We start from the raw sequence: 21,838 nt of genomic DNA, 5'->3' as shown, positions 1-21,838 counted from the left end.
CATGACCGGCCGACAGCGACACGCGTCGAGTTCGCCCCGCGAGCGCGGACAGACCACGCAGGACTTCGCCATCGGAATCGGCGTCTTCCTGCTGGCGATCGCGTTCGTCTTCGCGTTCGTCCCGACGGTCATCACGCCGTTCTCCGGCGCGCCCGGCGGGGACGCCCCGCAGGCGGAACGGATCGCGGCGGACGTGCTCGACGAGACGGCTACGGGATCGACGCCGAACCAGATCGACGCGACGGCGTTCGACGGCCTCGACGCGAGCGACGCGGACGAACTGGGCCTCCGGTCGACCGCGAGCGGCCCGATAGATCACGTGAACGTCACGGTCGTCGAACTCAGCGACGCGGATCAGGAACCGATCATGGTGGACATCGACGGCGACGGAACCGACGAACCGCTTCGGGAGGGCCCCGCGTACGACGACCAGTCGGCGGCCGTCGTCTCGCGGCTCGTCACGGTCGTCGACGACGGCGATCCGGTCTCGGAGTGTGAGGACTCGGCCTGTCGACTCGTCGTGAGGGTGTGGTGATCGCATGAGAGGGACGAAGCGGACCGACCGCGGGCAGGCGTACACCCTCGAGGGGTTCGTCGGCGCGATGGTGGTCCTGATGGCGGTGCTGTTCGCGCTCCAGTCGGTCGTCATCACGCCGACGACCGGCGGGCCGATCGACCGGACGGTACAGGCGCAGTTCCAGCAGGAGGCAAACGACGCGCTGGTCGTCGCCGCGAGCGACGGGGACCTCTCGGAGACGGTGCGGTACTGGAACAACAGCAGCGAGGAGTTCTACGGCAGCGACACCGACGTCGAAACCAGCTACTACACGGCCGAGGGGTTCAACGAGACGCGCCTCGGGGCGATCCTCGAGAAACGGTTCCGAGAGCGCGGGCAGAACTACAACGTCGAACTCCACGCGCCGGGGATGGACGACCCGGTACGGCTGGTCTACCAAGGGCGGGAGAGTTCGACCGCGTTCACGGCGAGCTACGCGGTCACGCTGTACGACGACCAGCACCTGACCGCGCCCGGATACGAACACCAGCGGCTGGAAGACGCCGAGGACAGCTATCCGATCCCAAATGAAGGCAGTGATCACGTGTACAACGTCGTGGAGGTGCGGGTGATCGTATGGTAAGCGAGACGCGCGACCGGGGACAGTTGATCCTCGTCGCCGCCATCTCGATCGCGTTCATCATCCTCGGCCTCGTCGTCGTCTTCAACGGCGTCCTCTACACGGAGACGGTCTCTTCGAGCGGTACGAGCGGGAGCGTCACGGACGCGGAGACGGTCGAGTACGAGATCGAACAGGGGGTTCGAGGATTGGTTCAACAGCAGAATCTTGCCGGAGACCCCCCGGATTCCGACGAGTTCGAATCGACCTACCGGAGTTCCATTAACGATGAAAAACCAGCGATTGTGGCCATCGAGAGGGTAGATGGGGTGCAAGAAGCGGCATTTGAGAGTGGATCTATTTCACCGGGAGATGTAGCGAATAGTGAACAGGTTGGCCAGTTCAGAGTCAAGATGAACCTCGACAACTCCGATCCTGGCGACAGGTTAGGATTGGAGATAGACAGTGATACGGTTGACATAGAGTACACTGGAACCGAGCTCGCGGTAACCGGGGACGTTAGTTGTACAATTGATACATCGGGCCAAGATGACGTGTGGGTTGACTTTACCTCGGGAGCTGTCGGTGCGAAGACACAGGGTAGTTGTGAGTTCGATCTAATTGATTCTACGGATACTACTACTACGATTACGGTTACCAGCAGTACAGATATTGATGGAGAATACGAGCTAATCACAAAAAATTCTGGATCACGTACTTGGACAGCTGAAGTCGAGTACACGTACGACTCGGCCGACGTCTCCATCGAACGAACCATCGAAGTCGACGTCTACGGTGATCGAACGTGATCCGGCGACTCGACGCGGACGAGCGCGCGGTGTCGATCACCGTCACGCACGTCCTGACGATCGGTATCACGACGATCCTCGTCGCCGGCCTGCTGGTCGGCGCGGGGACCATGCTCGACTCCGAGCGCGAACGCAGTACCGAGCGGTCGCTCGAAATCGTCGGCGAGCGGCTGGCGGGCGAACTCTCCCACGCCGATCGCCTCGCGGAGAGCGGTGACCAGGTGACCATCACCGCGGATCACCCCCGACGGGCCGGCAACGCACAGTACACCGTCGAGTTGCGCGACAGCAGCGATTGCGACGCGCCGCTGGTGGCGGACGGTCAGAACTGCCTCCGGCTGGCGACGATCGACAACGAGACGGAGACGTACGTTCCCGTCTCGGTCGACGTGGGCAGCGACAGCGAAAAGGTACAGGGCGGGACGGTAATCGTCCGGAGCGACGGCGACGACGTCGAACTTCTGGAGGAACCATGAGAACCGGTGGACGGAATCGAGACGGCGAAACGGATCGTGCGGTCTCCGAAGTCGTCGGCTTCGTGCTCGTCTTCGGGATCATCATCGGTTCGGTCGGCCTGCTGTACGCGGTCGGCTTCCAGACGATGGACGCCTATCAGGAGACCGAACAGCTCCGGAACGCCGAACGCGGGATGGAGGCGCTGGCGGACAACTTCAACGACGTCGTTCGCTACGACGCGATCCGCCAGCGGTCGGGCGAAATCGCGTTGCGGGACGGCCGCCTGAGGACGACGGACGGGTCGAACGTCACGATCACGGTGACGAATGATTCCGGAACTACCGACTCCCCCCTCGGCAACGACGGAAGCAACGTCGGCGCGCTCGTCTACGAGTACGAGGGGACGACGATCAGTTACGAGGGCGGCGGCGTCTTCCGGAACCAGACCGACGGTGACGTCGCCGTCTCGTACCCGCAGATGCGGTGTGCCGACGATGCCGCGATCGTCACGCTCGTCGCGGTCGCGGACGGGCCGGGGACGATCCAGACCAGCAGCGGTACCGAGATCACGGTCACCGAAAACCGAGCGGACGGTCGGAGCGTCAGCGAGACGTACGAAAACGCCGACGTGGTCGAAATCGAAATCGACAGTTCGAACCACCAGAACAGCTGGGAATCGACGGCAGAGCGAAACGGCTGGTCGGACGGCGGCGGCGGAACCTACACCTGCGACGTAGACCGCGCTCACATCGAAATCGTCGTCGTCGACGTCGACTACTGATCCTCAGCGAACCCCGCCGGACCACCCGCCCGTCAACATCGCCCGCAACCCCGCGCGGGAGACGATTCGTTCCACCCGGGTCGCTCGCTCCTCGACCGTCCCGGCCGTCTCGATGTAGAGCCCGTTCGACAGCTGTCGCGGTTCGGCCATGGGCGTCCCGTCGGCGCCGACGGGTTCGTCGTTGAGGACGACGCGGTCGCCGTCGCGGGGTGTCCACGGAATCTCGACCCGCGAGAGCCCGTGGTCGAGACAGAACTCCGCGGCGTGTACGAGCGCGTCGTCCGAGGTGGCGTGGCCGATCGCACCGACCGACCCCTGCTCGGCGAAGAACCGGACGACGTACCCGGCGTCCGATCGGGAGGCGGCGTCCGGGGTGGCCGTCTCCGGGTCGCCGGCGGTGGTGGCGTCGGCGTCGTCCGCGGTGTCGGCGGCGTCGGCGGCGTCGCCGGCGTCGTCGGTTCCCGACGCGTCGTCGGCGTCGGCGGTGGCGGGGCCGTCGTCCGCGTCGGCGGTCGGCGTCTCGGCCGACGCGTCGGCCGACCGAGCGGCGGCCGCGAGGGTGAACGACTCGACGACGCGGTCGAGAAAGCGGTCGGTCATCGTCGCCAGTTCGTCCTCGTGGACGGCTCCGGCGGCGGACGCGAGTTCCTCCGTGACGGCCGCGGCGAGGTCGGAGCGGGCGAGCGCGAGCCTGCGCGCGGCACGCTCGTACGCGTGATCGTCGAGGCGGCGCGCGACCGCGGGCCGGGAGAAGTCGTCGACCGCGGCCCACCGGTCGAGCGGCGCCGAGAGGTCGAGCGCCGTCCGCTCGACGGCGTCGGTCCCGGCGAGGAGCGCCAGTTTCCGGCCGTTCGTGTAGATCACGCGGTCGACGCGGGTCCGGCGCATGAGCCCTTCGAGGGCGGACGCGCGGTCGCGATCGAGCGACTCGCCGTAGGGTTCGACCGCGACGAACAACCCCGGCGTCGCGTCGACCGAACAGACGTACTCGAGGCGCGTGCCGTCGACGACGACGTCGCGGTCGGTCGCGTCCGAGCGGACGTCCCAGCCCAGAGCCGCGAGCAGCGGCTCGACGATCAACAGCCGCGTGTCGGCACGCGACGAGGGCGGGGCGGCGTCGGTCGACGCCCGGATCCGGGCGAGAACGCTCCGAAGCGCATCTTCACTCATCGACAGTCGTCCTCCGGCGTTCGATCATGTATCGGCGTCCCCCCGTTTAAATAATCACCCACTCCTGACAAAAGTGTTCTCAATCGTGATAATTGGAGGGGAGGATTTATCGTTTGCCGGAATTCTTTTCGTCCCGATGTTAGACCCGGTTCGGAGAGTCACACCAACATATATTAGGGAGAGTTACGCGCTAAAGTTCGCGATCGTCTTGCTCGTGATTGGTCTGTCGGTGGGGGCAGTCGGGTTTTTGGGGACCAACCAGATCGCCGACGAGGTCGAACAGCAGGTACAGGACGACTCGAAGCAGTTGGCCGAACAGGAGGCACGGAACGTCGAGAAGTGGAACCAGTTGAACGTCATCCACGTCGATCGGATGTCGGATCAGATCACGACCGCGGACAAGGAACTGGGCTACTTGCTCGGCGAGCGGATCGCCGTCGACGGCGTCTACCACATCCACCACGTCGACGCCAAGGAAAACCGGATCCTCCACAGCACGGATACGAGCCTCAACGATTCGAGCCTCGACAGTTCCGAGCAGGCCTGGGCGAAGGAGTTCCGCGCTCACGGACAACAGCGCGAGACGGTCTTCGGCTACGAACCGATCGACCTAGCGAGCGAACCCGCGATCGTCCCCCACGAGTCCGACGACGGGACCGCGGTGCTGAGCTACGTCATGCGGGTCGACGGGGAACTGAACGAGTACCTCGTGCTCTCGATGGAGATCAGCGAGTTCACCCACGAGATGATCAGCGCCGAGGAGGACGGTCGGCTCTCGTACATCGTCAACGAGAGGAGTGGGCAGGTCGTGATGGATCCCACCGGCGAGTCGTTCTTCGTCGACTACGGCAACGAGCGGTCGTTCGACCTCTCGACGGTCGGCACGAACGCGACCATCCACGAGGTCGGCACGCCCGGCCTCGCGTTGCGGGGGTCCGTCGACGACCGGTTCCACGACGAGGAGTACATCGTCTCCGCGGCCCGAGTCAACGAGGACAGCGAGTTCCTCGTCGCCATCCACACGCCGGAGAGCGAGGCCTACGGCTTCGTCAACACCGTCGGCGAGTACGGGATCTACGCCTCCGCCGCCGGCATCCTGCTGGTCGTCCTGATCGGCGGCGTCATCGGCCGGAACACGTCGCAGTCGATCGACCGGCTGACCCGCAAGGCCGCGCGAATGGAGGAGGGAGACCTCGACGTCGAGTTCGAGACCGAGCGGGTCGACAGCATCGGGCGCCTCTACGACGGCTTCGCCAGCATGCGCGACTCGCTGAAAGCGCAGATCCAGAGCGCCCAGCGCGCCCGCGAGGAGGCCGAGCAGGCGCGCGCCGAGACCGAACGGATCAACGACCACCTCGAGGCGAAAGCCGACGAGTACGCCGCCGTGATGCAGGAGTGTGCCGACGGCGACTTCACCGCCCGGATGGAGGCGGAGAGCCACAACGAGGCGATGGAGTCGATCGCACTCGAGTTCAACGAGATGATCGCCGAGATCGAGGAGACCACGTCCCACCTCAAGGCGTTCGCCACCGAGGTGGCGACGGCCTCCGAGCAGGTGACCGCCTCCAGCGAGGAGGTCAGGTCGGCCTCCGAGCAGGTGACCGAGTCGATCCAGGAGATCTCAGACGGCGCCGAGCGCCAGAACGACAGTCTCCAGTCGGTCACCCACGAGATGAACGACCTGTCGACGACGATCGAACAGATCGCCGCCTCCTCGAACCAGGTCGCCGACATCGCCGAGCGGACGGCGAACACGGGCGAACGCGGTCGCGAGGCGGCCCAGAAGGCGATCGAGGGCATGAACGAGATCGAGGTCGAGTCCGAGGGCGCCGTCGAGGAGATCGAGCGCCTCGAAGCCGAGATGGAGCAGATCGACGAGTTGATCGAGTTCATCTCCGAGGTCGCCGAGCAGACGAACATGCTGGCGCTGAACGCCAACATCGAGGCCGCACGCTCCGGCGACTCCGGGGAAGGGTTCTCGGTCGTCGCGGGCGAGGTCAAGGAACTCGCCGAGGAGGTCAAGGAAGCCGCCGAGGACATCGAGGAGCGACTCGAACGCATCAAAGAGCAGAGCGGACGGACCGCGGCGGAGGTCCAGAAGACGAGCGAACGGGTCTCCGAGCACGCCGACTCGGTCGAGGAGGCGGTGGAGGCGCTGGACGAGATCGCCGACTACGCCGAGGAGACGAACACGGGCGTTCAGGAGATTTCGGCGGCCAGCCAGCAGCAGGCCGCCTCCACCCAGGAAGTCGTCGCCATGGTCGACGAGGTCGCCACCATCAGCGAGCAGACCTCCGTGGAGAGCGAGCGCGTCGCGGCCGCCGCCGAGGAGCAGACGACCGCGCTCACCGAGGTCTCCCACAGTGCCAGCGACCTCTCGATGCGCGCCGCCCGCCTCTCCGAGACCCTCGACCGCTTCGAGACCGACGCCGACGCGGGCGACCGCGACCCGTTCGAGGAGGACGACGCCGACGAACCCATCGTGGCCGAACCGGTCGAGTCCGACCCGGCGGAGGAGGACCCGCTCGACGAACTGGTCGACTCCGCGGAGGCCGTCGAGGCCGAACCGGTCGACCGCGAGGGTAGCTTCGAGGGGGACGACGCGGCCGACGACGACGAAGACGCGGAGGAAGCCGAGGACGTGTTCACCTTCGGCGAGGACCGCTAGGAGCGTCCCGCCGATCGGGTTTTCGCCGGCGATCGACCCTCAACAACTTCCGTTAAAGTCAAACAGCCGGCCGGGGAATCTCGGGGCATGGAGAGCGAACAGGAGCAGCGGTCGATCCGGTGTCTCGTCGCGAAGGTCGGCCTCGACGGCCACGACCGCGGCGCGCACGTCGTCGCGCGGGCGTTCCGCGACGCGGGCTTCGAGGTGATCTACTCCGGCCTCCACCGGGCGCCCGAGGAGATCGTGCAGGCGACGGTCCAGGAGGACGTCGACGTCCTCGGCATCTCGATCCTCTCGGGGGCGCACAACACGCTCGTCCCGAAGGTGATGGACGGCCTCGAGGAGTACGGCGCCAAGGAGGACACGCTCGTCATCGTCGGCGGCGTCATCCCGGAGGAGGACCGCGAGGAGCTGAAAGACGAGGGCGTCGCCGCCATCTTCGGCCCGGGGACGCCGATCGACGAGACGATCGAGTTCGTCCGCGAGAACGCGCCCCGACGATGAGCGCCGACGACGCGCTGCTCGAGGACTTACTCGCCGGCGAGCACCGCGCGCTGGCGCGGGTGATCTCGAAGATCGAGAACCGCTCGTCGGGCTATCGCGACCTCGTCTCGGAACTGTACGCCCACACCGGCGACGCGGACGTGATCGGGGTCACCGGCTCTCCGGGCGCGGGGAAGTCGACGCTGGTCGACAAACTGGCCGAGACCTACCGCGCGCGCGGCGAGACGGTCGGCATCGTCGCCATCGACCCCTCCTCGCCCTTTACCGGCGGGGCGGTGCTGGGCGACCGCATCCGGATGGCCTCGACGGTCGGCGACATGGACGTCTTCGTCCGGTCGATGAGCGCCCGCGGCACCCTCGGTGGCCTCTCGACGGCGACCGCCGACGCCGTCCGCGCGATGGACGCCTTCGGGAAGGACAGGGTCATCATCGAGACCGTCGGCGCCGGCCAGAACGAGATCGACATCGTCCGCACCGCCGACACCGTCGCCGTCCTCGTCCCCCCGGGGTCGGGCGACACCGTCCAGACGCTCAAGGCCGGTATCCTCGAAATCGCCGACGTCTTCGTCGTCAACAAGGCCGACCGCCCCGGCGCCGACCGGACGGTCCAGGAGCTCTCGGAGATGGTCGAACTCGGCGAGCGCGACGGCTTCGGCGGCGGCGGTACAGGAGCGGGCCACCACGGCGCGGACGCAGTGGCCGGCCACGGCCACGAGGAGACGCCGGACGACGATGACGGCGACTGGACGCCGCCGATCGTCGAGACCGTCGCCACGAAAGGCGAGGGCGTCGAGGCGTTCGCCGACGCGCTCGCCGACCACGGGCGCTACCTCGACGCGTCGGGCGAGCGCGACGAGCGGGCCCGCCGGCGCCACGCCGAGGAGATTCGCACGCTGCTTCGCGAGGACGTCCACGGGCTGCTCGAAGACGAACTCGCCCGCGCCGGCGGCGTCGAGGGCCTCGCCGAGGCCGTCCGCCGCGGCGAGACCGACCCGTACACGATCGCCGACGACGTCCTCGCGCCCGTCGAGGAGTGTCTCGGCGACCTCGAAGTCGAGTTCGACCGGCTCGAATCGCCGTCGCGCTGACGACGACGGGCGTCGCCACGCGCTGCGGCGCGACCGCACGCATAAGGTCGTCGCGGTCGAAGTCTCGCGCATGAAGCTCCGATCAGCGCTCGGTGCCGTCGCCGGCGCCGCGGGCGTCGCGGTCGTCGGCGACCGACTGCTCCGGGCCCGCGCGGGCGACCTCGACGACCCCCTCCCGGGCATCGAGCGGACCTACCGCTGGCGCGGGATGGACGTCAGGTACACGGTCGCCGGCGAACCGGACGACCCGGAGATCGTCCTCTGTCACGGCATCAACGCCGCAGCGAGCAGCTACGAGTTCGAGCCGATCTTCGACCTGCTGGCCGACCACTACCGCGTGTTCGCGGTCGACCTGCCCGGCTTCGGCCGGTCGGATCGGCCGCCGCTGGTCTACTCGTCCGGCCTCTACGCGGAGTTCGTCCGCGACTTCGCGACCGACGTGGCCGACCGACCGATCGTCGTCGCCTCCTCGCTGACCGGCGCGTTCGCCGCCGACGCCGCCGCCGAGGCCGACTTCGAGCGCCTCGTGTTGATCTGTCCGACCGGCGACACCGGAACCGAACGTCCGTGGGTGCGGACGCTGCTTCGCGCCCCGGTCGTCGGCACGGCGCTGTTCGACCTGCTCGCGAGCAAGCCGTCGATCCAGTACTTCCTCGAACGGGAGGGCTACTACGACGACGAGAGCGTCGACCCCGCGGAGATCGACTACGCGTGGCGCAGCGCCCACCAGCCCGGCGCGCGCTACGCGCCGGCCTCGTTCGCCTCGGGAACGCTCGACCCCGAGTTCGACCTCACGACCGAACTCGCGGCCCTCGAGACGCCGACGACGCTCGTCTGGGGCCGCGACGCCGAACTCGTCCCGCTGCACGAGGGGCGGGAACTCGCGGAGGCCGCCGACCTCGACCTCGTCGTGATCGACTACGCGACGCAACTGCCCCACGCCGAACACCCCGAGATATTCGTCGAGTACCTCCGCGCCGAGTTGCCGCGGGCGGAAGGCGAGTAGCCTACTCCTCTCGGACCGGGAACGTCAACAGCCGGTCGCCGCTCGTCTCGGAGATGCCGACGGTCAGGCCGACCGCGAGGCCCTCCTCGACGTCGTCGGGATCGACCCCCGTCACCTGTCCGGTCAGCCGGACGGGCCCGAAGTCCGCGACGGCCGTCGCGTACGGGGCGTCGTCCGCGAAGGAGGGCGTCGGGACGTGGACGACCGTGAACGTCTCGATCACGCCGGTCTCGGGCAAGGGCCGCTCGACCAGTTCCGTCGAGGCACAGTCCGGACAGATCCGCCGCGGCGGGAGCAGCCCGTGGCCCTCGGGGCACTCGATGTAGAAGGCCTCGTCGGTTTCGACGGCGTCGAGCCAGTCGTCGTAGTCGGCGTCGCGGACGCGCTCGTCGTCGCTCATCGTCCCACCTCCAGTACGTGCACCATGCAGGAGGCGACCGTCCCGCCCGCGTTGTGTGCGACCGCGACCGAGCCGTCGACGGCCCCGCTGTGGGGGTGGTCGCCGCGCAGGAGCTTCGTGAGTTCGACGATCTGTGAGGTGCCGGTGGCGCCGACGGGGTGGCCTTTCGCTTTCAGCCCGCCGGAGAGGTTCACCGGCACCTCGCCGTCGGCGGTCGTGTAGCCGTCCCGGGCCGCCGTGATCCCCTCGCCGACGTCGGCGAGGCCGAGCGACTCGATGGCGAGGACCTCCGCGATGGTGAAACAGTCGTGGACCTCGACGACGTCGACGTCCGCCGGGCCGACGCCGGCGTCGTCGTAGGCCGCCGCGGTGGCCTGATCGGCCGCCGGCGTCCGGGCGAGGTGGTCGCGGTCGTGCAGCGCCATGCGGTCGCCGCCCTGGCCCGACCCCGTGATCGCGACCGGCGCGTCGAGGTCGTGCTCCTCGGCGTACGACTCGCTGACGAGCACCGCGGCGCTCGCCCCGTCGGAGATGGGACAGGAGTCGTACAGTCCGAGCGGCGAGGCGACCATCGGCGCCTCCAGGACGTCCTCGACGGTGATCGCCCGCTGGTACTGGGCCTTGTCGTTGGGGATCGCGTGCTCGTGGTTTTTCACCGCGACGTGTGCGAGGTCCTCGCGGTCGCCCCCGAACTCCCGGAAGTACGCCCGGGCCATCAGCCCGTAGGCGCCGGGGAAGGTCATCCCCGCGCGCACCTCCCAGAGGTCGTCGGCGGCGATGGCGAGCGCCTCGGTCGCGCCCGCGGTGCCGAGGTTCGTCATCCGCTCGGTGCCGCCGACGAGCAACACGTCGGCCTCGCCGCTGCGGATTCGGATCGTCGCGTCGCGGACGGCGGCCGCGCTGGAGGCGCAGGCGGCCTCGTAGCGGGTCGCGCCCGCCTGAACGCCGGCGGCCTCGGCCATCAGCGGGCCCTGGTGACCCTGATGTTCGGCGAGTTCGCCCATGAAGTTGCCGTAGAGAACGGCCTCGACGTCCTCGCGGGGGACGCCGGCGTCCTCGAACGCCTCGATGCTCGCCTCCGCGAAGAGGTCCCGTCCCGTCCGTTCGGGAGTGGACCCGAACGGCGTCAGCCCGACGCCGGCGACTCGTACGTCGCTCATACTACACCGTACCCCGTCGATCCGTTAATACTCCGCGGTTGGTATGGAAACCGACACGACGACGCCGGGGTTCCGGCACCGAGTGCGGGGTTTCAGGGGGTTTATGCCCGCCGATTTCCCACGGGAGAGCATGACGACCGCTCCGTTCGACCTCGAGTTACTCACCGAACTGACCGAAGAACGTGGCGTCCCCGGCTACGAGGACCGGGTTCGCGACCTCGTGCGCCGGGAGTTCGAGGCGAGCGTCGACCGCGTCCGCACCGACGCGATGGGGAACGTCGTCGGGACGCTCGACGGCGACTCGGAGTACTCGGTCGCGGTCGCCGCACACATGGACGAAATCGGCTTCATGGTCCGGCACGTCCGCGGCAAGGAAGGCGAGTTCGGCTTCCTCGAACTCGACGCGCTGGGCGGGTGGGACGCCCGCGTCCTCAAGGCCCAGCGCGTGACGGTCCACACCGAGGACGGCGACCTCCCCGGCGTGATCGGCTCCCCGCCGCCGCACACCCTGGACGAAGAAGAGCGCGAGACGCCGCCCGAAGTCGAGGACGTCTTCGTCGACGTCGGCCTCCCCGTCGAGGAGGTCCGCGAGCGCGTCTCGCCGGGTGACCTCGTGACGATGGCCGGGACGACCGAACTCGTCGGCGAGACGGTCACGGGGAAGGCCCTCGACGACCGGGTCTGCCTGTTCGCGATGCTCGAAGCCGCCCGCCGGATCGAAGACCCCGACGTGACGATCCACTTCTGTGCGACCGTCCAGGAGGAGGTCGGCCTGCGCGGGGCGCGGGCGCTCGGCGTCGACGTCGACCCCGACCTCGCGGTCGCGCTGGACGTGACCGTCGCCAACGACGTCCCCGAGTTCGACGAGGGCGAGTACGTCACCAGCCTCGGCGCGGGGACGGCGATCAAACTCAAAGACTCGAGCGTCATCACCAGCCCGAAGGTCCACCGACGGCTGCGCTCGGTCGCCGAGGCCGAGGGGATCGACCACCAGTTCGAGGTGCTGCCCGCCGGCGGCACCGACACCGCGGGCTTCCAGCACACCGCGGGGGCGAAGCCGGTCGGCGCCATCTCCGTCCCGACGCGGTACCTCCACACCGTCACCGAGACGGCCCACGTCGACGACGTCGCGGCGACGATCGACCTCCTGACGGCGTTCCTCGAGAGCGAGGACGGCGAGCACGACTACGCGCTCTGAGCGGCGGGCGACTCCGTCACTCGACCGCGACTGTCTCCGAATCCGACCGGTAGCGCGGCCTGAACGTGGGAACAGAGGTTTCCGTTCCGACGGTGCTAGGGCGGACATGGACCCACGCGAGGACGACGCGCTCTCCCGACGGGGGTTCCTCGTCGGGTCGGCCGGCGCGGCCGCGGCCGCCGCCGCGAGCGCGACCGGCGCCGCACAGGAAGACGGCGACGGCGGCGGGCAGGACGGCGGCGGCGGCCAAGAAGGCGACGCCGGCGGTGGCGGTGCCGAGACGGTCGAACTGGTCGATTACGCCTACGAACCGGGCACCGAGAGTCCGCTCTCGATCGCGCCCGGAACGACGGTGCTGTTCGTCTGGGAGACCGACAACCACAACATCAACGTCACCGAGCAACCCGACGACTCCGACTGGGAGGGGCACATGCCGATCGAGAACTCGGGATTCGAGGTCGAGCACACGTTCGAGGTCGAGGGGACCTACGCGTTCCACTGCGACCCCCACCTCAGCCTCGGGATGGAAGGGACGATCGAGGTCGCCGAGGGTGGCGGCGGCGAGGCGGCCGCCGGTCCCGTCTCCGCCATCCCGGACGCCGCGTACACGCTGCTCATCGCCACCGTCGCCGGGATGGTCTCGACGCTGGCGCTCGTCTACTTCTTCATGCGTTACGGCGGCGAGCCGGCGGCCTAGACCGGCTCACAGCGCCGACGTCACTTCGTCGAGGACCCGCGTGTCGACGAAGACGACGACGTGGTCCCCGAGTTCGACGACCGTCTCCCCGCGCGGGGTGATGAGGTCGCCGTTGCGGGAGATGGCCCCGAGGACGACGCCGTCGGGGAGGTTGCCCATCGCCTCGCCGATGCGGTTGCCGAACAGCAGGCTGTCGCGGTCGATCTCGAACTCGAGGACCTCCGCGCGGTCGGATTCGAGGATGGCGACGTTCTCGGTCGACTCCTCGCGAGTGAAGCGGGTGATCTCCTCGGCGGTGACGATCCGGGGGTTGATCGCGACGTCGACGCCGACGGCCTCGAAGAGGTCGACGTACTCGCCGGACTCGACGACGCCGACGGTCCGGTCGACGCCGACCCGCTTGGCCAGCAGCGAGACCAGCAGGTTCTTCTCGTCGCTGTCGAGGCACCCGACGACGATGTCGGACTCGCCGACGTGCTCGCGGACGAGGAAGTCGATGTCGGTCGCGTCGCTCTCGAGGACGAGCGTGTTCGGGAGCCGTTCGGAGAGTTCCCGCGCGCGGGCGTGGTCGCGCTCGATCAACCGCGGCGAGAGTCCCTCTTCCTCGAACAGCCGCGCGGTCTGGTAGCCGATCTCGCTCCCGCCGACGATGACTATCTCGTCGGCGTCTTCGAGCGTCGGCGCGGGAGTGAGGTCGCTGGCGAAGTCGCGGACGCTCTCGGGCGAGCCGATGACGACGACGTTGTCGCCGTCGCGGATGGCGGTGTCGCCCGACGGGATCGCCACCTCCTCGTCGCTGATGATCGCCGCGAACGTCAGCGACTCGAACCGGTCGGCCTCCGAGACAGTCTGGCCGGCGATCGGGCTCTCCTCGCGGACCTCGAACTCCGCCATGTGGACGAGGCCGTTCGCGAACGTGTCGACGTCGTGGGCCCCCGGCAGGCCGGCGATGCGGACGATCGCCTGGGCGGTGAGCAGGTCGGTCGCGACCATGAAGTCGACGCCGAAGGCGCCCTCCGAGCGCTCCCACGTCCGCAGCAGGTCCGTCTTCTTCACCCGGGCGATCGTGAACGGGTCGTCGACCGTCTTGGCCGCGCCGCAGACGACGATGTTCGTCTCGTCGACGTCGGTGCTCGCGATGACCATCTCCGCGCTGTCGATGCCGGCCTCCTCCAGAACTTCGAGCGACGTGCCGTCGCCTTCGATCGCCAGCACGTCCAGCGAGTAGGTGATCGCGTCGATGCGCTCGGGGTCTCGGTCGACCACGACGACGTCGTGCTCGTCGGCGAGGCTGGCGGCGATGTTCGTCCCGACCTCGCCTGCGCCCACGACGATCACGCGCACGGTGCGATCACCGGACGACGGTCCACGGCCGGTCTCATACCCCCTTTCTTTTTGCGGAGAGCTAAGTGGGTTACTATCCGGCGTCCGGCACCGCGGTCAGGGCCGGTCGTGGAGGGTGAGTTCGACCTCGCGCGGTTCGCCCTCGACGTCGGCGACAAGCCGCGAGAGGACCCGCTGGGCCTCTTCGAGCACTCGCGGCCTGACCTTGTCGATCACCCACCCCAGCGAGACGAACCGCGGCAGCGAGATGGTGTCCTCGTCGGCCGAGTGCGGGTCGTAGACGGCCTCGAAGTAGAGCCTGCTTGCGGTCTCCTCGTCGGCCGGCGCCGACTCGGGTTCGGGGACGACCCGCCACTCGCCCTCGGCGTCGACGTCCCTGGCGAGTCGCCACTCGATGGACTCCGGCGGGGTGACGTCGATCACTTCCGACCGGACCGTGTAGCCGAGTTTCCACCACGCGAACCGGAGGTCGTACAGCGTCCCCGGTCCCCCGTCGCCGTGTCTGGTCACCTCCTTCAGGTACTCGGTGTACCGCGGATAGTCGGTGAACGACCGGACGTACGGGAAGACCTCCTCGGGCGGACGGTAGACGACCGTACTGACGAGGATTCTGTCCACACCGCGGATATGTCGGGTCCCGACGTAAGGATTACCGTTTCGCCGACCGGCCGGAGCCGACGGGTTATAGCCCGTCCGCGAGCAACGACCCTCCATGCGAGACGTCTGCATCGTCGGCGGCGGCGTCGCCGGACTCGCCGCGGCCACCTACGCCGCCCGCGCCGAACTGGACACGCTCGTCGTCGCGGGCGACGAGTCGATCCTCGCGCGCAACGCCAGCCTCGAGAACTACCCCGGGTTCCCCCACGGGATCGACGCCCGGCGCTACCTGCAACTGGCTCGCGACGGGGCCGTCGAAGCCGGCGCCGCGTTCGAATCCGGTCGGGTCGTCGAGGCGACGCGGCGGGACGCGGCCGACCTCGAAGCGGGCTTCGAACTCGTCACGGCGTCGGGCGAGCGAATCGAGGCCCGGCGCGTGATCGCCGCCTCGTGGCCCGACAGCGAGTACCTCGTCCCCCTCGACGTCGGGCGCAGCCAGCGCGGACACAAGTACTTCGTCGCGGTCGACGAGGCCGGTCGCACCGCCGTCGACGGCGTCTACGCCGCCGGCCGACTCGCGGGCGAACCCCACCAGGCGATCGTCGCCGCGGGCCACGGCGCGAAGGTCGCCCTCGCGGCCATCCACGACGCCGGAGTCCCCTTCTACAACGACTGGGTCGCCCCCGAGGGCTACTTCACCGGCCGCGGTCGCGAGGTGCCCCCGGCCTGCGAGGAGATCGACGAGGAGGAGCGACGGCGGCGCGACGCGCGCGCCCGCCGGACGATGCTCGACGCCTTCGCGGAACCGCTCGACGAGGGGCCGACGATGCACCCCGACGTCGAGGGTCGCTGAGCCCGATCACGCGAGGTCGTCGACGACGCCCGTCGCGACCCGGTAGTTCGACAGCGGGTGGTAGCCGGGTTCGACCTCGACCCCGCGGTTCGGCCCGTCGCGCGCGTGATCGCGTGCGAGACGTTCGTACCAGTTGCCGTAGCGCGGGTTGATGAGGTGGGTCGTCGCGTACTCCCACAGCCGGTCGTACCACTCGCGGTAGTCGTCGTCGCGGGCGGCGAGCAGCGCGCTCGCGCCGATCCCCTCCGCGTGGACCCAGCCGTACTTGTCCGCGACGACGGGGTCGCCGTCGGCGTCGGCGGTGTAGTAGAAGCCGCCGTGCTCGTCGTCCCAGCCGATCTCGACGGCGACGTCGAACAGTTCGCGGGCGCGCGGTTCGAGCCACGGCTCCGACGCGTGCTCGTCGAGCGCGAGGAGCAGTTTCGCCCACTCGAGGTGGTGGCCCGGCTGGTAGCCCCACGGGCGGAACCGGTGTTCGGGATCGTCGCGGTTGTGATCGAGGTTCGGCTCCCACCCCTCGGTGAAGTGCTCCCAGAGGCGGCCGTCGGTCTCTGCGGCGGCCTCGCGGGTGATCGTGTCGGCGACGGCGAGCGCGCGCTCGAGGTGGGCCTCCTCGCCGGTCGCCTCGTGGGCCGCGAGGTACGCCTCGCAGGCGTGCATGTTGGCGTTCTGCCCGCGGTAGGGGACGAGGGCGTCCCACGCGGGGTCGGCCCGGTCGGCGAAGCGGTCGTACGCGGGTTCCCAGAACCGGTCTTCGAGGACGCCGGCGGCGCGTTCGAGTTCGGCCAGCGCGCCGGAGATCCCCGCCTCGTGGGCGCGGGCGCAGGCCAGCACGACGAACGCGTGGCCGTAGGCGTGTCGCGTCGCGTCGACGGTCTCGCGGCCCTCGAGCAGCCAGTCGTACCCCCCGCGGTCGGCGTCCCAGTGGGCCGTCCGGAGGAACGTGAGGCCGTGTTCGGCCGCGGCGCGACACCACGTCGGCCCGTCTTCGAGGACGCCGAGGGCGAAGTTGTGTACCCCGCGGGCGGTCGCCACGAGGTGTCTCGACCGGGCGTCGTAGACGTGGCCGTCGCGCTCGTCGAGTTGCGCGACGTAGCCGCCGTAGGTCGCGTCGATGCAGTCCGGGTAGTAGAAGTTGAGGACGTCCCTGAACGCGTGGCGGAGTCCCCGTTCGGTTCGGTAGACGGTCACGGCTGTCTCAGGTGACCGTCGCCAGCACCATAGCCGTTCAGGTGCGAGCGCGAGCGCTAGAGTTAATGGGGGCTCGCCGGCAATCTCACACGAATGCTGGACGGAGTCAACGTCGTACTCGGGGTGACGGGGTCGATCGCGGCGGTCAAGACGGTCGAACTCGCCCACGAGCTTCGACGGCGGGGGGCGAACGTACGGGGTGTGATGAGCGACAGCGCACGCGGGATCGTTCACCCGTGGTCGGTCGAGTTCGCCACCGGCCGCGAGGTGGTCACGGAGATCACCGGCGCGGTCGAGCACGTCGACCTCTTCGGCGACGACGGCTGGGCCGACGTGTTCCTGATCGCGCCGGCGACGGCCAACACGGTCGGGAAGATCGCCGCGGCGATCGACGACACGCCGGTCACCACCTGTGCGACGACCGCGCTTGGGTCGGGGACGCCGGTGGTGATCGCGCCCGCGATGCACGAGCCGATGTACGACCACCCGGGCGTGATCGAGGCGATCGAGCGCGTCGAGTCGTGGGGCGTCTCGTTCGTCGACCCGCGGGTCGAGGAGGGGAAAGCCAAGGTCGCGAGCGAGGAGGCGATCGTCTGCGACGCCGCGCGCGCGGCCGGCGACCGGCCGCTCGACGGCGAGCGCGTCGTGGTCACGAGCGGGGCGACCAGCGAGCCGATCGACCCGGTGCGCGTGCTGACGAACCGCTCGTCGGGGAAGATGGGGCGGGCGGTCGCGCGGGCCTGTTACGTCCGCGGGGCGGACGTGACGCTCGTCCACGACGGCCCCGACGTCCCGTACGCGGACGTCCGGCGGGTCGAGACCGCCGCGGAGATGCTCGATGCGACGCTCGCGGCCAGCGAGGGCGCCGACGCGCTGGTCTCGGCGGCCGCGATCGGCGACTACACCGTCGAGGCCCGACCCGAGAAGATCCGGTCGGGACAGGAGCTCACGCTCGAACTGGAGCCGACGCCGAAACTCGTCGACGAGGTGCGCGAGCGCCGCCCGGACCTGCCGATCGTGGCGTTCAAGACCGAGACCGCCGACGAGGACGAGGCGATGATCGAGGCCGCCCGCGAGACCCTAGAGCGGATCGACGCGGCGTTCGTCGTCGCCAACGACGCGGGCGTGATGGGGTCGGACCGGACGCGTGCGCTGCTCGTCCACGCCACGGACGCCGCCCGGTTCGAGGGCTCGAAAGACGGGCTGGCCGACGAGATCGCCGCCTCGCTGTCGGTCGTTCTCGACGCCGACACGACACCGAACTGATCGGAATTCGCGACCGTCAAGAGAATTATATAGGTGGCGTTCCTGCCACGAATTAATGGGTTGTAATCCGGTTTCGACCGGGGTGGGGGTGTCGTGACGTGATAGGCGACGTCTCGGGAGGGGATACGCTCACGAAAGGTGAGATATTCGAGGTGCTGCGCAACCAGCGCCGGCGGTACGTGGTCCAGTTTCTCAAGCAGGACGGCCGGCCGGTCGAACTCGGCGACCTCGCCCAGCAGGTCGCCGCGTGGGAGTACGAGACCACGCTCGACGGCGTCACGCCGGAGCAACGAAAGCGCGTCTACACCACGCTCCAGCAGACGCATCTCCCGAAGATGGACGAGGCGGGGATCCTCTCGTTCGACGCCGACGAGGGAGTGATCGAGGCGACGGACCTGACCCGCGACGTCAGCGTCTACCTCGAGATTGTTCCGGGCCACGAGTTCGCCTGGCGCGAACTCTACCTCTCGCTGGGGGCGGTCAGTTGCGCGCTGGTCGCCGCGCTCTGGCTCGGCATCTACCCGCTGACGCTGCTGTCGGATCTGGCGTGGGCGGGGTTCATCTCGACGACGTTCACCGCGGCCGCCACCGCTCACATCTACCACGAGCGCAACATGCGGCTGGGGTACGGCGAGAAGCCGCCCGAACTCAGTTACGGCGCCGACGACTGAGCGGTACGCGAACGCTCGACACCGTTCCCGCGCGTATCGTCAACTTTTACTCTCCTACGGCACGACCCACGACATGGATCAGTTGAAGCAGTCCCTGCTCGAGGCGCCCATCATCGAGAAGAACGGGTACCACTACTTCGTCCACCCGATCAGCGACGGCGTGCCGAAACTCGACCCGACGCTCCTGCGCGAGATCGTCATCCGCATCATCCGCAAGGCCGAACTCGAAGAGGTCGACCGCATCGTCACGCCCGCGGCGATGGGCATCCACATCTCGACGGCCGTCTCGCTGATGACCGACATCCCCCTGACGGTGATCCGAAAGCGCGAGTACGGCCTCGAAGACGAGGTCGCCATCTCCCAGCGGACCGGCTACTCCGAGAACGAGATGTACATCAACGACGTCCGCGAGGGCGAGCGCGTGCTCGTGCTCGACGACGTCCTCTCGACCGGCGGCACCCTCGCGGCCGTCCTCGACGCGCTCGACGAGATCGGCGCCGAGGTGATCGACACCGTCGCCGTCATCAAGAAGGTCGGCGGCGAGAACAAGGTCGAGGACGCGGGCTACCACGTCAAGACCCTCATCAACGTCGACGTCGTCGAGGGCGAGGTCGTCATCGTCGACGAGGACGGCGACGACTGAGCGTCGCGCGCCGGCGGCGACCGGCCGGCACGGGACGACCGATCGCAGCGGACGCTCTTCCGACGCCCTCGGACCCCCGACTCTCGGCTCGATTCGACCGTTCTGCCTGCTCTGAGCCACTCACCCGCCGCGTCGACCGGATTCGACGTACGTCACCATGGGTACAGGTCTTCGAAACGCGAGCAATAATTATATATGAGTGTGGTCCACACGCATATTTCATGGGATCTGAAGATACTCAGCCCAATTCAATCTTCGACAGACGTCACGTCCTGAAAGGACTGTCCGCGGCCGGCATCGGCGGCCTCGCCGGTTGTCTCAGCGACTTCACCGGCGACGGCGGCGACGGCGGCGACGGCGAGTCGCTCGACCCCGTCCAGGACCGCGAAACGGTCAACCCCGACGAGATCAAAGACGGCGGGACCTTCCGCGTCGCGATCGGCGAGGCTCCCGACTCGTTCGACTACCCGTACAGTAGCTCGGCGCACACGACCCTCATGATGAACCTCATGTACGAGGGGATGATCACGACGAACGCCAGCGGGGAGATCTACCCGTGGCTCGCCGAGTCCTACGAGCGCCTCGACGTCACGGAGGCCGGACCGACCGACTACGAGGAGTACATGACCTCGGTCCCCTACGCGGAGGACGACGAGGGTAACACGTACATCGACACCGAGGACCAGATCGTCGTCAGCCATCCGGACAACGATCCGTCCGAGGGCGAGGCGCTGATCCTCACCTCGTCCGGGGCCGCCGACGCGGTCGCCGACGGCACCTACGGGATGCACTACCGGTTCGACCTCCACGAGGGGATCGAGTTCCACAACGGCGAGGAACTCACCGCCGACAACGTCGTCGCGTCGTTCCGGCGCGTCGAAGGGTCGCCCCTCGCGGGTCAGATTTTCGACTCGCTGTTGCACATCGAGGCCGAGGGCGACTACACGGTGCACATCTACGCGCAGATCCCCGACGCGGCGTTCGTCCGCGAGATCACCGGCCTCCCGGTCTACCCGACCGAGAGTACGGACCTCCCGCCGCAGGCGATGGACCCGCGCGAGGGGAACACGCCGCTGGGGACCGGCCCCTTCGAGTTCGACGAGTACCAGGACGAGGAGTACGTCGTCTTCACCAGAAACGACGACTACTGGTTCGACACCGAACTGAAAGACTGGTTCGACGGCAACGCGGACTTCCCGAACGGTCCCGCCGTCGAGGAGGTCGACATCCAGTTCGTCCAGGACGACTCGAACCGGTCGGCCGCGCTCCAGAACGACGAGATCGACATGACCTACGGTCTCACGTCCAGCACCCTCGACGACTACCAGTCCTCCGAGGGGTACCAGACCTCCGCGACCCAGGGTGCCGGCTACAAATTCATCCAGTTCCCGGTCAACTCCGAGCCGTGGGACGACCCGCGGGTGCGCCGCGCGGTCAACCACCTCATCCCGCGCGAGCAGATCTCGGAGAACATCTTCATGGGCTGGGAGAAGCCCGCGTGGGTCCCGCTGCCGCCGCTGGCCGCCACTGACGGCACGGCCGACTACGACCAGCTCGTCGAGGACCTCCGGGAGTACAACGAGTACTCGTCCGAGCGCGCCAGCGAGCTGATGGAGGAGGTCATAGAGGAGAAGGGCATCGAGACGCCCATCGAGATCACCATCGAGACCAACTCCGACAACGACGACCGCGTCAGGATCGTCGAACTGATCGCCGAGTCGATGAGCCAGTCGGAGTACTTCGAGGCCGACGTCGAGACGATCGACTTCATCACGTTCGTCACCCAGCTGATGAGCGGCGAGTACCAGAACGAGCCGCGGCTGGCGTACATCGGGCTGTCGGGCGGCTTCGGCCCCCACGGCTACGCGAAGTCGATCCACCACCCCGACAACTTCATGGGGTGCTGTAACTTCCAGAACATCGACATCGAGGAGCTCAACGAGGCGATGCGCGAGGCCCGCTACGGCGTCGACGTCGTCGAGGACCCCGACCTCCGGCGTCAGCGCTACGACGAGGTCTGGAAACTGATCCTCGAACTCAACGCCAACTCCTATTCGACCCACAGCATGACCGTCTCGGTGACCAACGACGACGTGGTCGGGTTCAACTCGTACCCGAGCACGCAGGACCTGGTGGGGTACGGGCTGTACACTCCGATGGACGAACAGATCACCTACCTCGACCGGGACTGAGCAAGTATCGCCTATCGAGCTCTCCCATA

22 protein-coding genes are annotated in these 21,838 nt (G+C 68.2%); 16 read left to right on the top strand and 6 right to left on the bottom strand.

The genetic code is table 11. The features are described 5' to 3' along the window. The first annotated feature begins 1 nt into the window (after position 1). From NKG98_RS00445 to NKG98_RS00425, 5 genes are read left to right on the top strand one after another with little or no spacing between them, the layout of a single operon-like run. Entirely contained in the window at positions 2-535 is a 534-nt protein-coding gene (locus NKG98_RS00445; RefSeq protein ID WP_254767773.1) for a DUF7287 family protein, read from the top strand. Between the two features lie 4 nt (positions 536-539). Continuing rightward, positions 540-1,139, top strand: coding sequence for a DUF7288 family protein (locus tag NKG98_RS00440; protein ID WP_254767772.1), 600 nt, complete (start codon positions 540-542; stop codon positions 1,137-1,139). Further along, the gene (locus NKG98_RS00435; RefSeq protein ID WP_254767771.1) at positions 1,133-1,924 is read left to right on the top strand and encodes a DUF7261 family protein; all 792 of its coding nucleotides are present in this window, start codon (positions 1,133-1,135) and stop codon (positions 1,922-1,924) included. Before NKG98_RS00440 ends, NKG98_RS00435 begins: the two co-directional genes overlap by 7 nt. Continuing rightward, positions 1,921-2,400 (top strand): DUF7266 family protein, encoded by a 480-nt coding sequence (locus NKG98_RS00430; RefSeq protein WP_254767770.1) that lies wholly within the window; start codon positions 1,921-1,923, stop codon positions 2,398-2,400. The genes NKG98_RS00435 and NKG98_RS00430 overlap by 4 nt, the downstream gene beginning before the upstream one ends. Continuing rightward, positions 2,397-3,161: a DUF7289 family protein gene (locus NKG98_RS00425; protein ID WP_254767769.1), complete on the top strand. Its 765-nt coding sequence runs from the start codon at positions 2,397-2,399 to the stop codon at positions 3,159-3,161. Before NKG98_RS00430 ends, NKG98_RS00425 begins: the two co-directional genes overlap by 4 nt. Positions 3,162-3,164: 3 nt before the next feature. Here the strand turns inward: NKG98_RS00425 and NKG98_RS00420 are convergent, their stop codons facing one another. Then, the gene (locus NKG98_RS00420; protein ID WP_254767768.1) at positions 3,165-4,331 is read right to left on the bottom strand and encodes a hypothetical protein; all 1,167 of its coding nucleotides are present in this window, start codon (positions 4,329-4,331) and stop codon (positions 3,165-3,167) included. Positions 4,332-4,578: 247 nt separating this feature from the next. On the opposite strand from NKG98_RS00420, the gene NKG98_RS00415 reads away from it, so the two are divergent. The 4 genes from NKG98_RS00415 (at position 4,579) to NKG98_RS00400 (ending at position 9,597) form a co-directional block, all read left to right on the top strand. Further along, on the top strand, positions 4,579-6,999 hold the full coding sequence (locus tag NKG98_RS00415) for a methyl-accepting chemotaxis protein (protein WP_254767767.1): 2,421 nt from the start codon (positions 4,579-4,581) through the stop codon (positions 6,997-6,999). Between the two features lie 87 nt (positions 7,000-7,086). Next, positions 7,087-7,503: a cobalamin B12-binding domain-containing protein gene (locus NKG98_RS00410; protein WP_254767766.1), complete on the top strand. Its 417-nt coding sequence runs from the start codon at positions 7,087-7,089 to the stop codon at positions 7,501-7,503. Further along, a complete protein-coding gene (meaB, locus tag NKG98_RS00405) occupies positions 7,500-8,591 on the top strand; it encodes a methylmalonyl Co-A mutase-associated GTPase MeaB (RefSeq protein ID WP_254767765.1) in 1,092 nt (363 codons plus the stop codon). Before NKG98_RS00410 ends, meaB begins: the two co-directional genes overlap by 4 nt. 70 nt (positions 8,592-8,661) lie before the next feature. Further along, entirely contained in the window at positions 8,662-9,597 is a 936-nt protein-coding gene (locus NKG98_RS00400; protein WP_254767764.1) for an alpha/beta fold hydrolase, read from the top strand. A gap of 1 nt (position 9,598) precedes the next feature. On the opposite strand, the gene NKG98_RS00395 is transcribed toward NKG98_RS00400, so the two are convergent. Continuing rightward, complete coding sequence (locus NKG98_RS00395) at positions 9,599-9,997, bottom strand: Zn-ribbon domain-containing OB-fold protein (RefSeq protein WP_254767763.1); 399 nt, start codon at positions 9,995-9,997, stop codon at positions 9,599-9,601. Further along, positions 9,994-11,157, bottom strand: coding sequence for a thiolase domain-containing protein (locus tag NKG98_RS00390; protein ID WP_254767762.1), 1,164 nt, complete (start codon positions 11,155-11,157; stop codon positions 9,994-9,996). Before NKG98_RS00390 ends, NKG98_RS00395 begins: the two co-directional genes overlap by 4 nt. Before the next feature lie 130 nt (positions 11,158-11,287). Between NKG98_RS00390 and NKG98_RS00385 the strand changes: the two genes are divergently transcribed. Together NKG98_RS00385 and NKG98_RS00380 are read left to right on the top strand one after the other, a co-directional pair. Next, on the top strand, positions 11,288-12,355 hold the full coding sequence (locus NKG98_RS00385) for a M42 family metallopeptidase (RefSeq protein ID WP_254767761.1): 1,068 nt from the start codon (positions 11,288-11,290) through the stop codon (positions 12,353-12,355). A 106-nt stretch (positions 12,356-12,461) separates the two neighbouring features. Beyond that, positions 12,462-13,052 carry a plastocyanin/azurin family copper-binding protein gene (locus NKG98_RS00380; protein WP_254767760.1) on the top strand — a complete coding sequence of 197 codons (591 nt, stop codon included), beginning with the start codon at positions 12,462-12,464 and terminating at the stop codon, positions 13,050-13,052. A 6-nt stretch (positions 13,053-13,058) separates the two neighbouring features. On the opposite strand, the gene trkA is transcribed toward NKG98_RS00380, so the two are convergent. Beyond that, on the bottom strand, positions 13,059-14,396 hold the full coding sequence (gene trkA, locus NKG98_RS00375) for a Trk system potassium transporter TrkA (protein WP_254767759.1): 1,338 nt from the start codon (positions 14,394-14,396) through the stop codon (positions 13,059-13,061). A gap of 96 nt (positions 14,397-14,492) precedes the next feature. Further along, positions 14,493-15,014, bottom strand: a complete 522-nt coding sequence (locus NKG98_RS00370; protein WP_254767758.1) for an SRPBCC family protein — start codon at positions 15,012-15,014, stop codon at positions 14,493-14,495. A 94-nt stretch (positions 15,015-15,108) separates the two neighbouring features. Here NKG98_RS00370 and NKG98_RS00365 point away from each other — a divergent pair, with 94 nt between their 5' ends. Further along, positions 15,109-15,846 carry an FAD-dependent oxidoreductase gene (locus NKG98_RS00365; RefSeq protein ID WP_254767757.1) on the top strand — a complete coding sequence of 246 codons (738 nt, stop codon included), beginning with the start codon at positions 15,109-15,111 and terminating at the stop codon, positions 15,844-15,846. 6 nt (positions 15,847-15,852) lie between these two features. On the opposite strand, the gene NKG98_RS00360 is transcribed toward NKG98_RS00365, so the two are convergent. Next, positions 15,853-17,037, bottom strand: coding sequence for an AGE family epimerase/isomerase (locus NKG98_RS00360; protein WP_254767756.1), 1,185 nt, complete (start codon positions 17,035-17,037; stop codon positions 15,853-15,855). A 93-nt stretch (positions 17,038-17,130) separates the two neighbouring features. Here NKG98_RS00360 and coaBC point away from each other — a divergent pair, with 93 nt between their 5' ends. The 4 genes from coaBC (at position 17,131) to NKG98_RS00340 (ending at position 21,809) form a co-directional block, all read left to right on the top strand. Continuing rightward, positions 17,131-18,303 carry a bifunctional phosphopantothenoylcysteine decarboxylase/phosphopantothenate--cysteine ligase CoaBC gene (gene coaBC / locus NKG98_RS00355; protein ID WP_254767755.1) on the top strand — a complete coding sequence of 391 codons (1,173 nt, stop codon included), beginning with the start codon at positions 17,131-17,133 and terminating at the stop codon, positions 18,301-18,303. Between the two features lie 98 nt (positions 18,304-18,401). Further along, positions 18,402-18,974 (top strand): DUF7344 domain-containing protein, encoded by a 573-nt coding sequence (locus NKG98_RS00350; RefSeq protein ID WP_254767754.1) that lies wholly within the window; start codon positions 18,402-18,404, stop codon positions 18,972-18,974. Between the two features lie 73 nt (positions 18,975-19,047). Next, positions 19,048-19,617 (top strand): hypoxanthine/guanine phosphoribosyltransferase, encoded by a 570-nt coding sequence (gene hpt / locus NKG98_RS00345; RefSeq protein ID WP_254767753.1) that lies wholly within the window; start codon positions 19,048-19,050, stop codon positions 19,615-19,617. Between the two features lie 221 nt (positions 19,618-19,838). Then, positions 19,839-21,809: an ABC transporter substrate-binding protein gene (locus NKG98_RS00340; RefSeq protein ID WP_254767752.1), complete on the top strand. Its 1,971-nt coding sequence runs from the start codon at positions 19,839-19,841 to the stop codon at positions 21,807-21,809. Positions 21,810-21,838: the final 29 nt, after the last annotated feature.

The organism is Salinilacihabitans rarus (assembly GCF_024296665.1).
GTDB lineage: Archaea > Halobacteriota > Halobacteria > Halobacteriales > Natrialbaceae > Salinilacihabitans > Salinilacihabitans rarus.
This window is presented reverse-complemented; position numbering and strand designations above follow the sequence as displayed.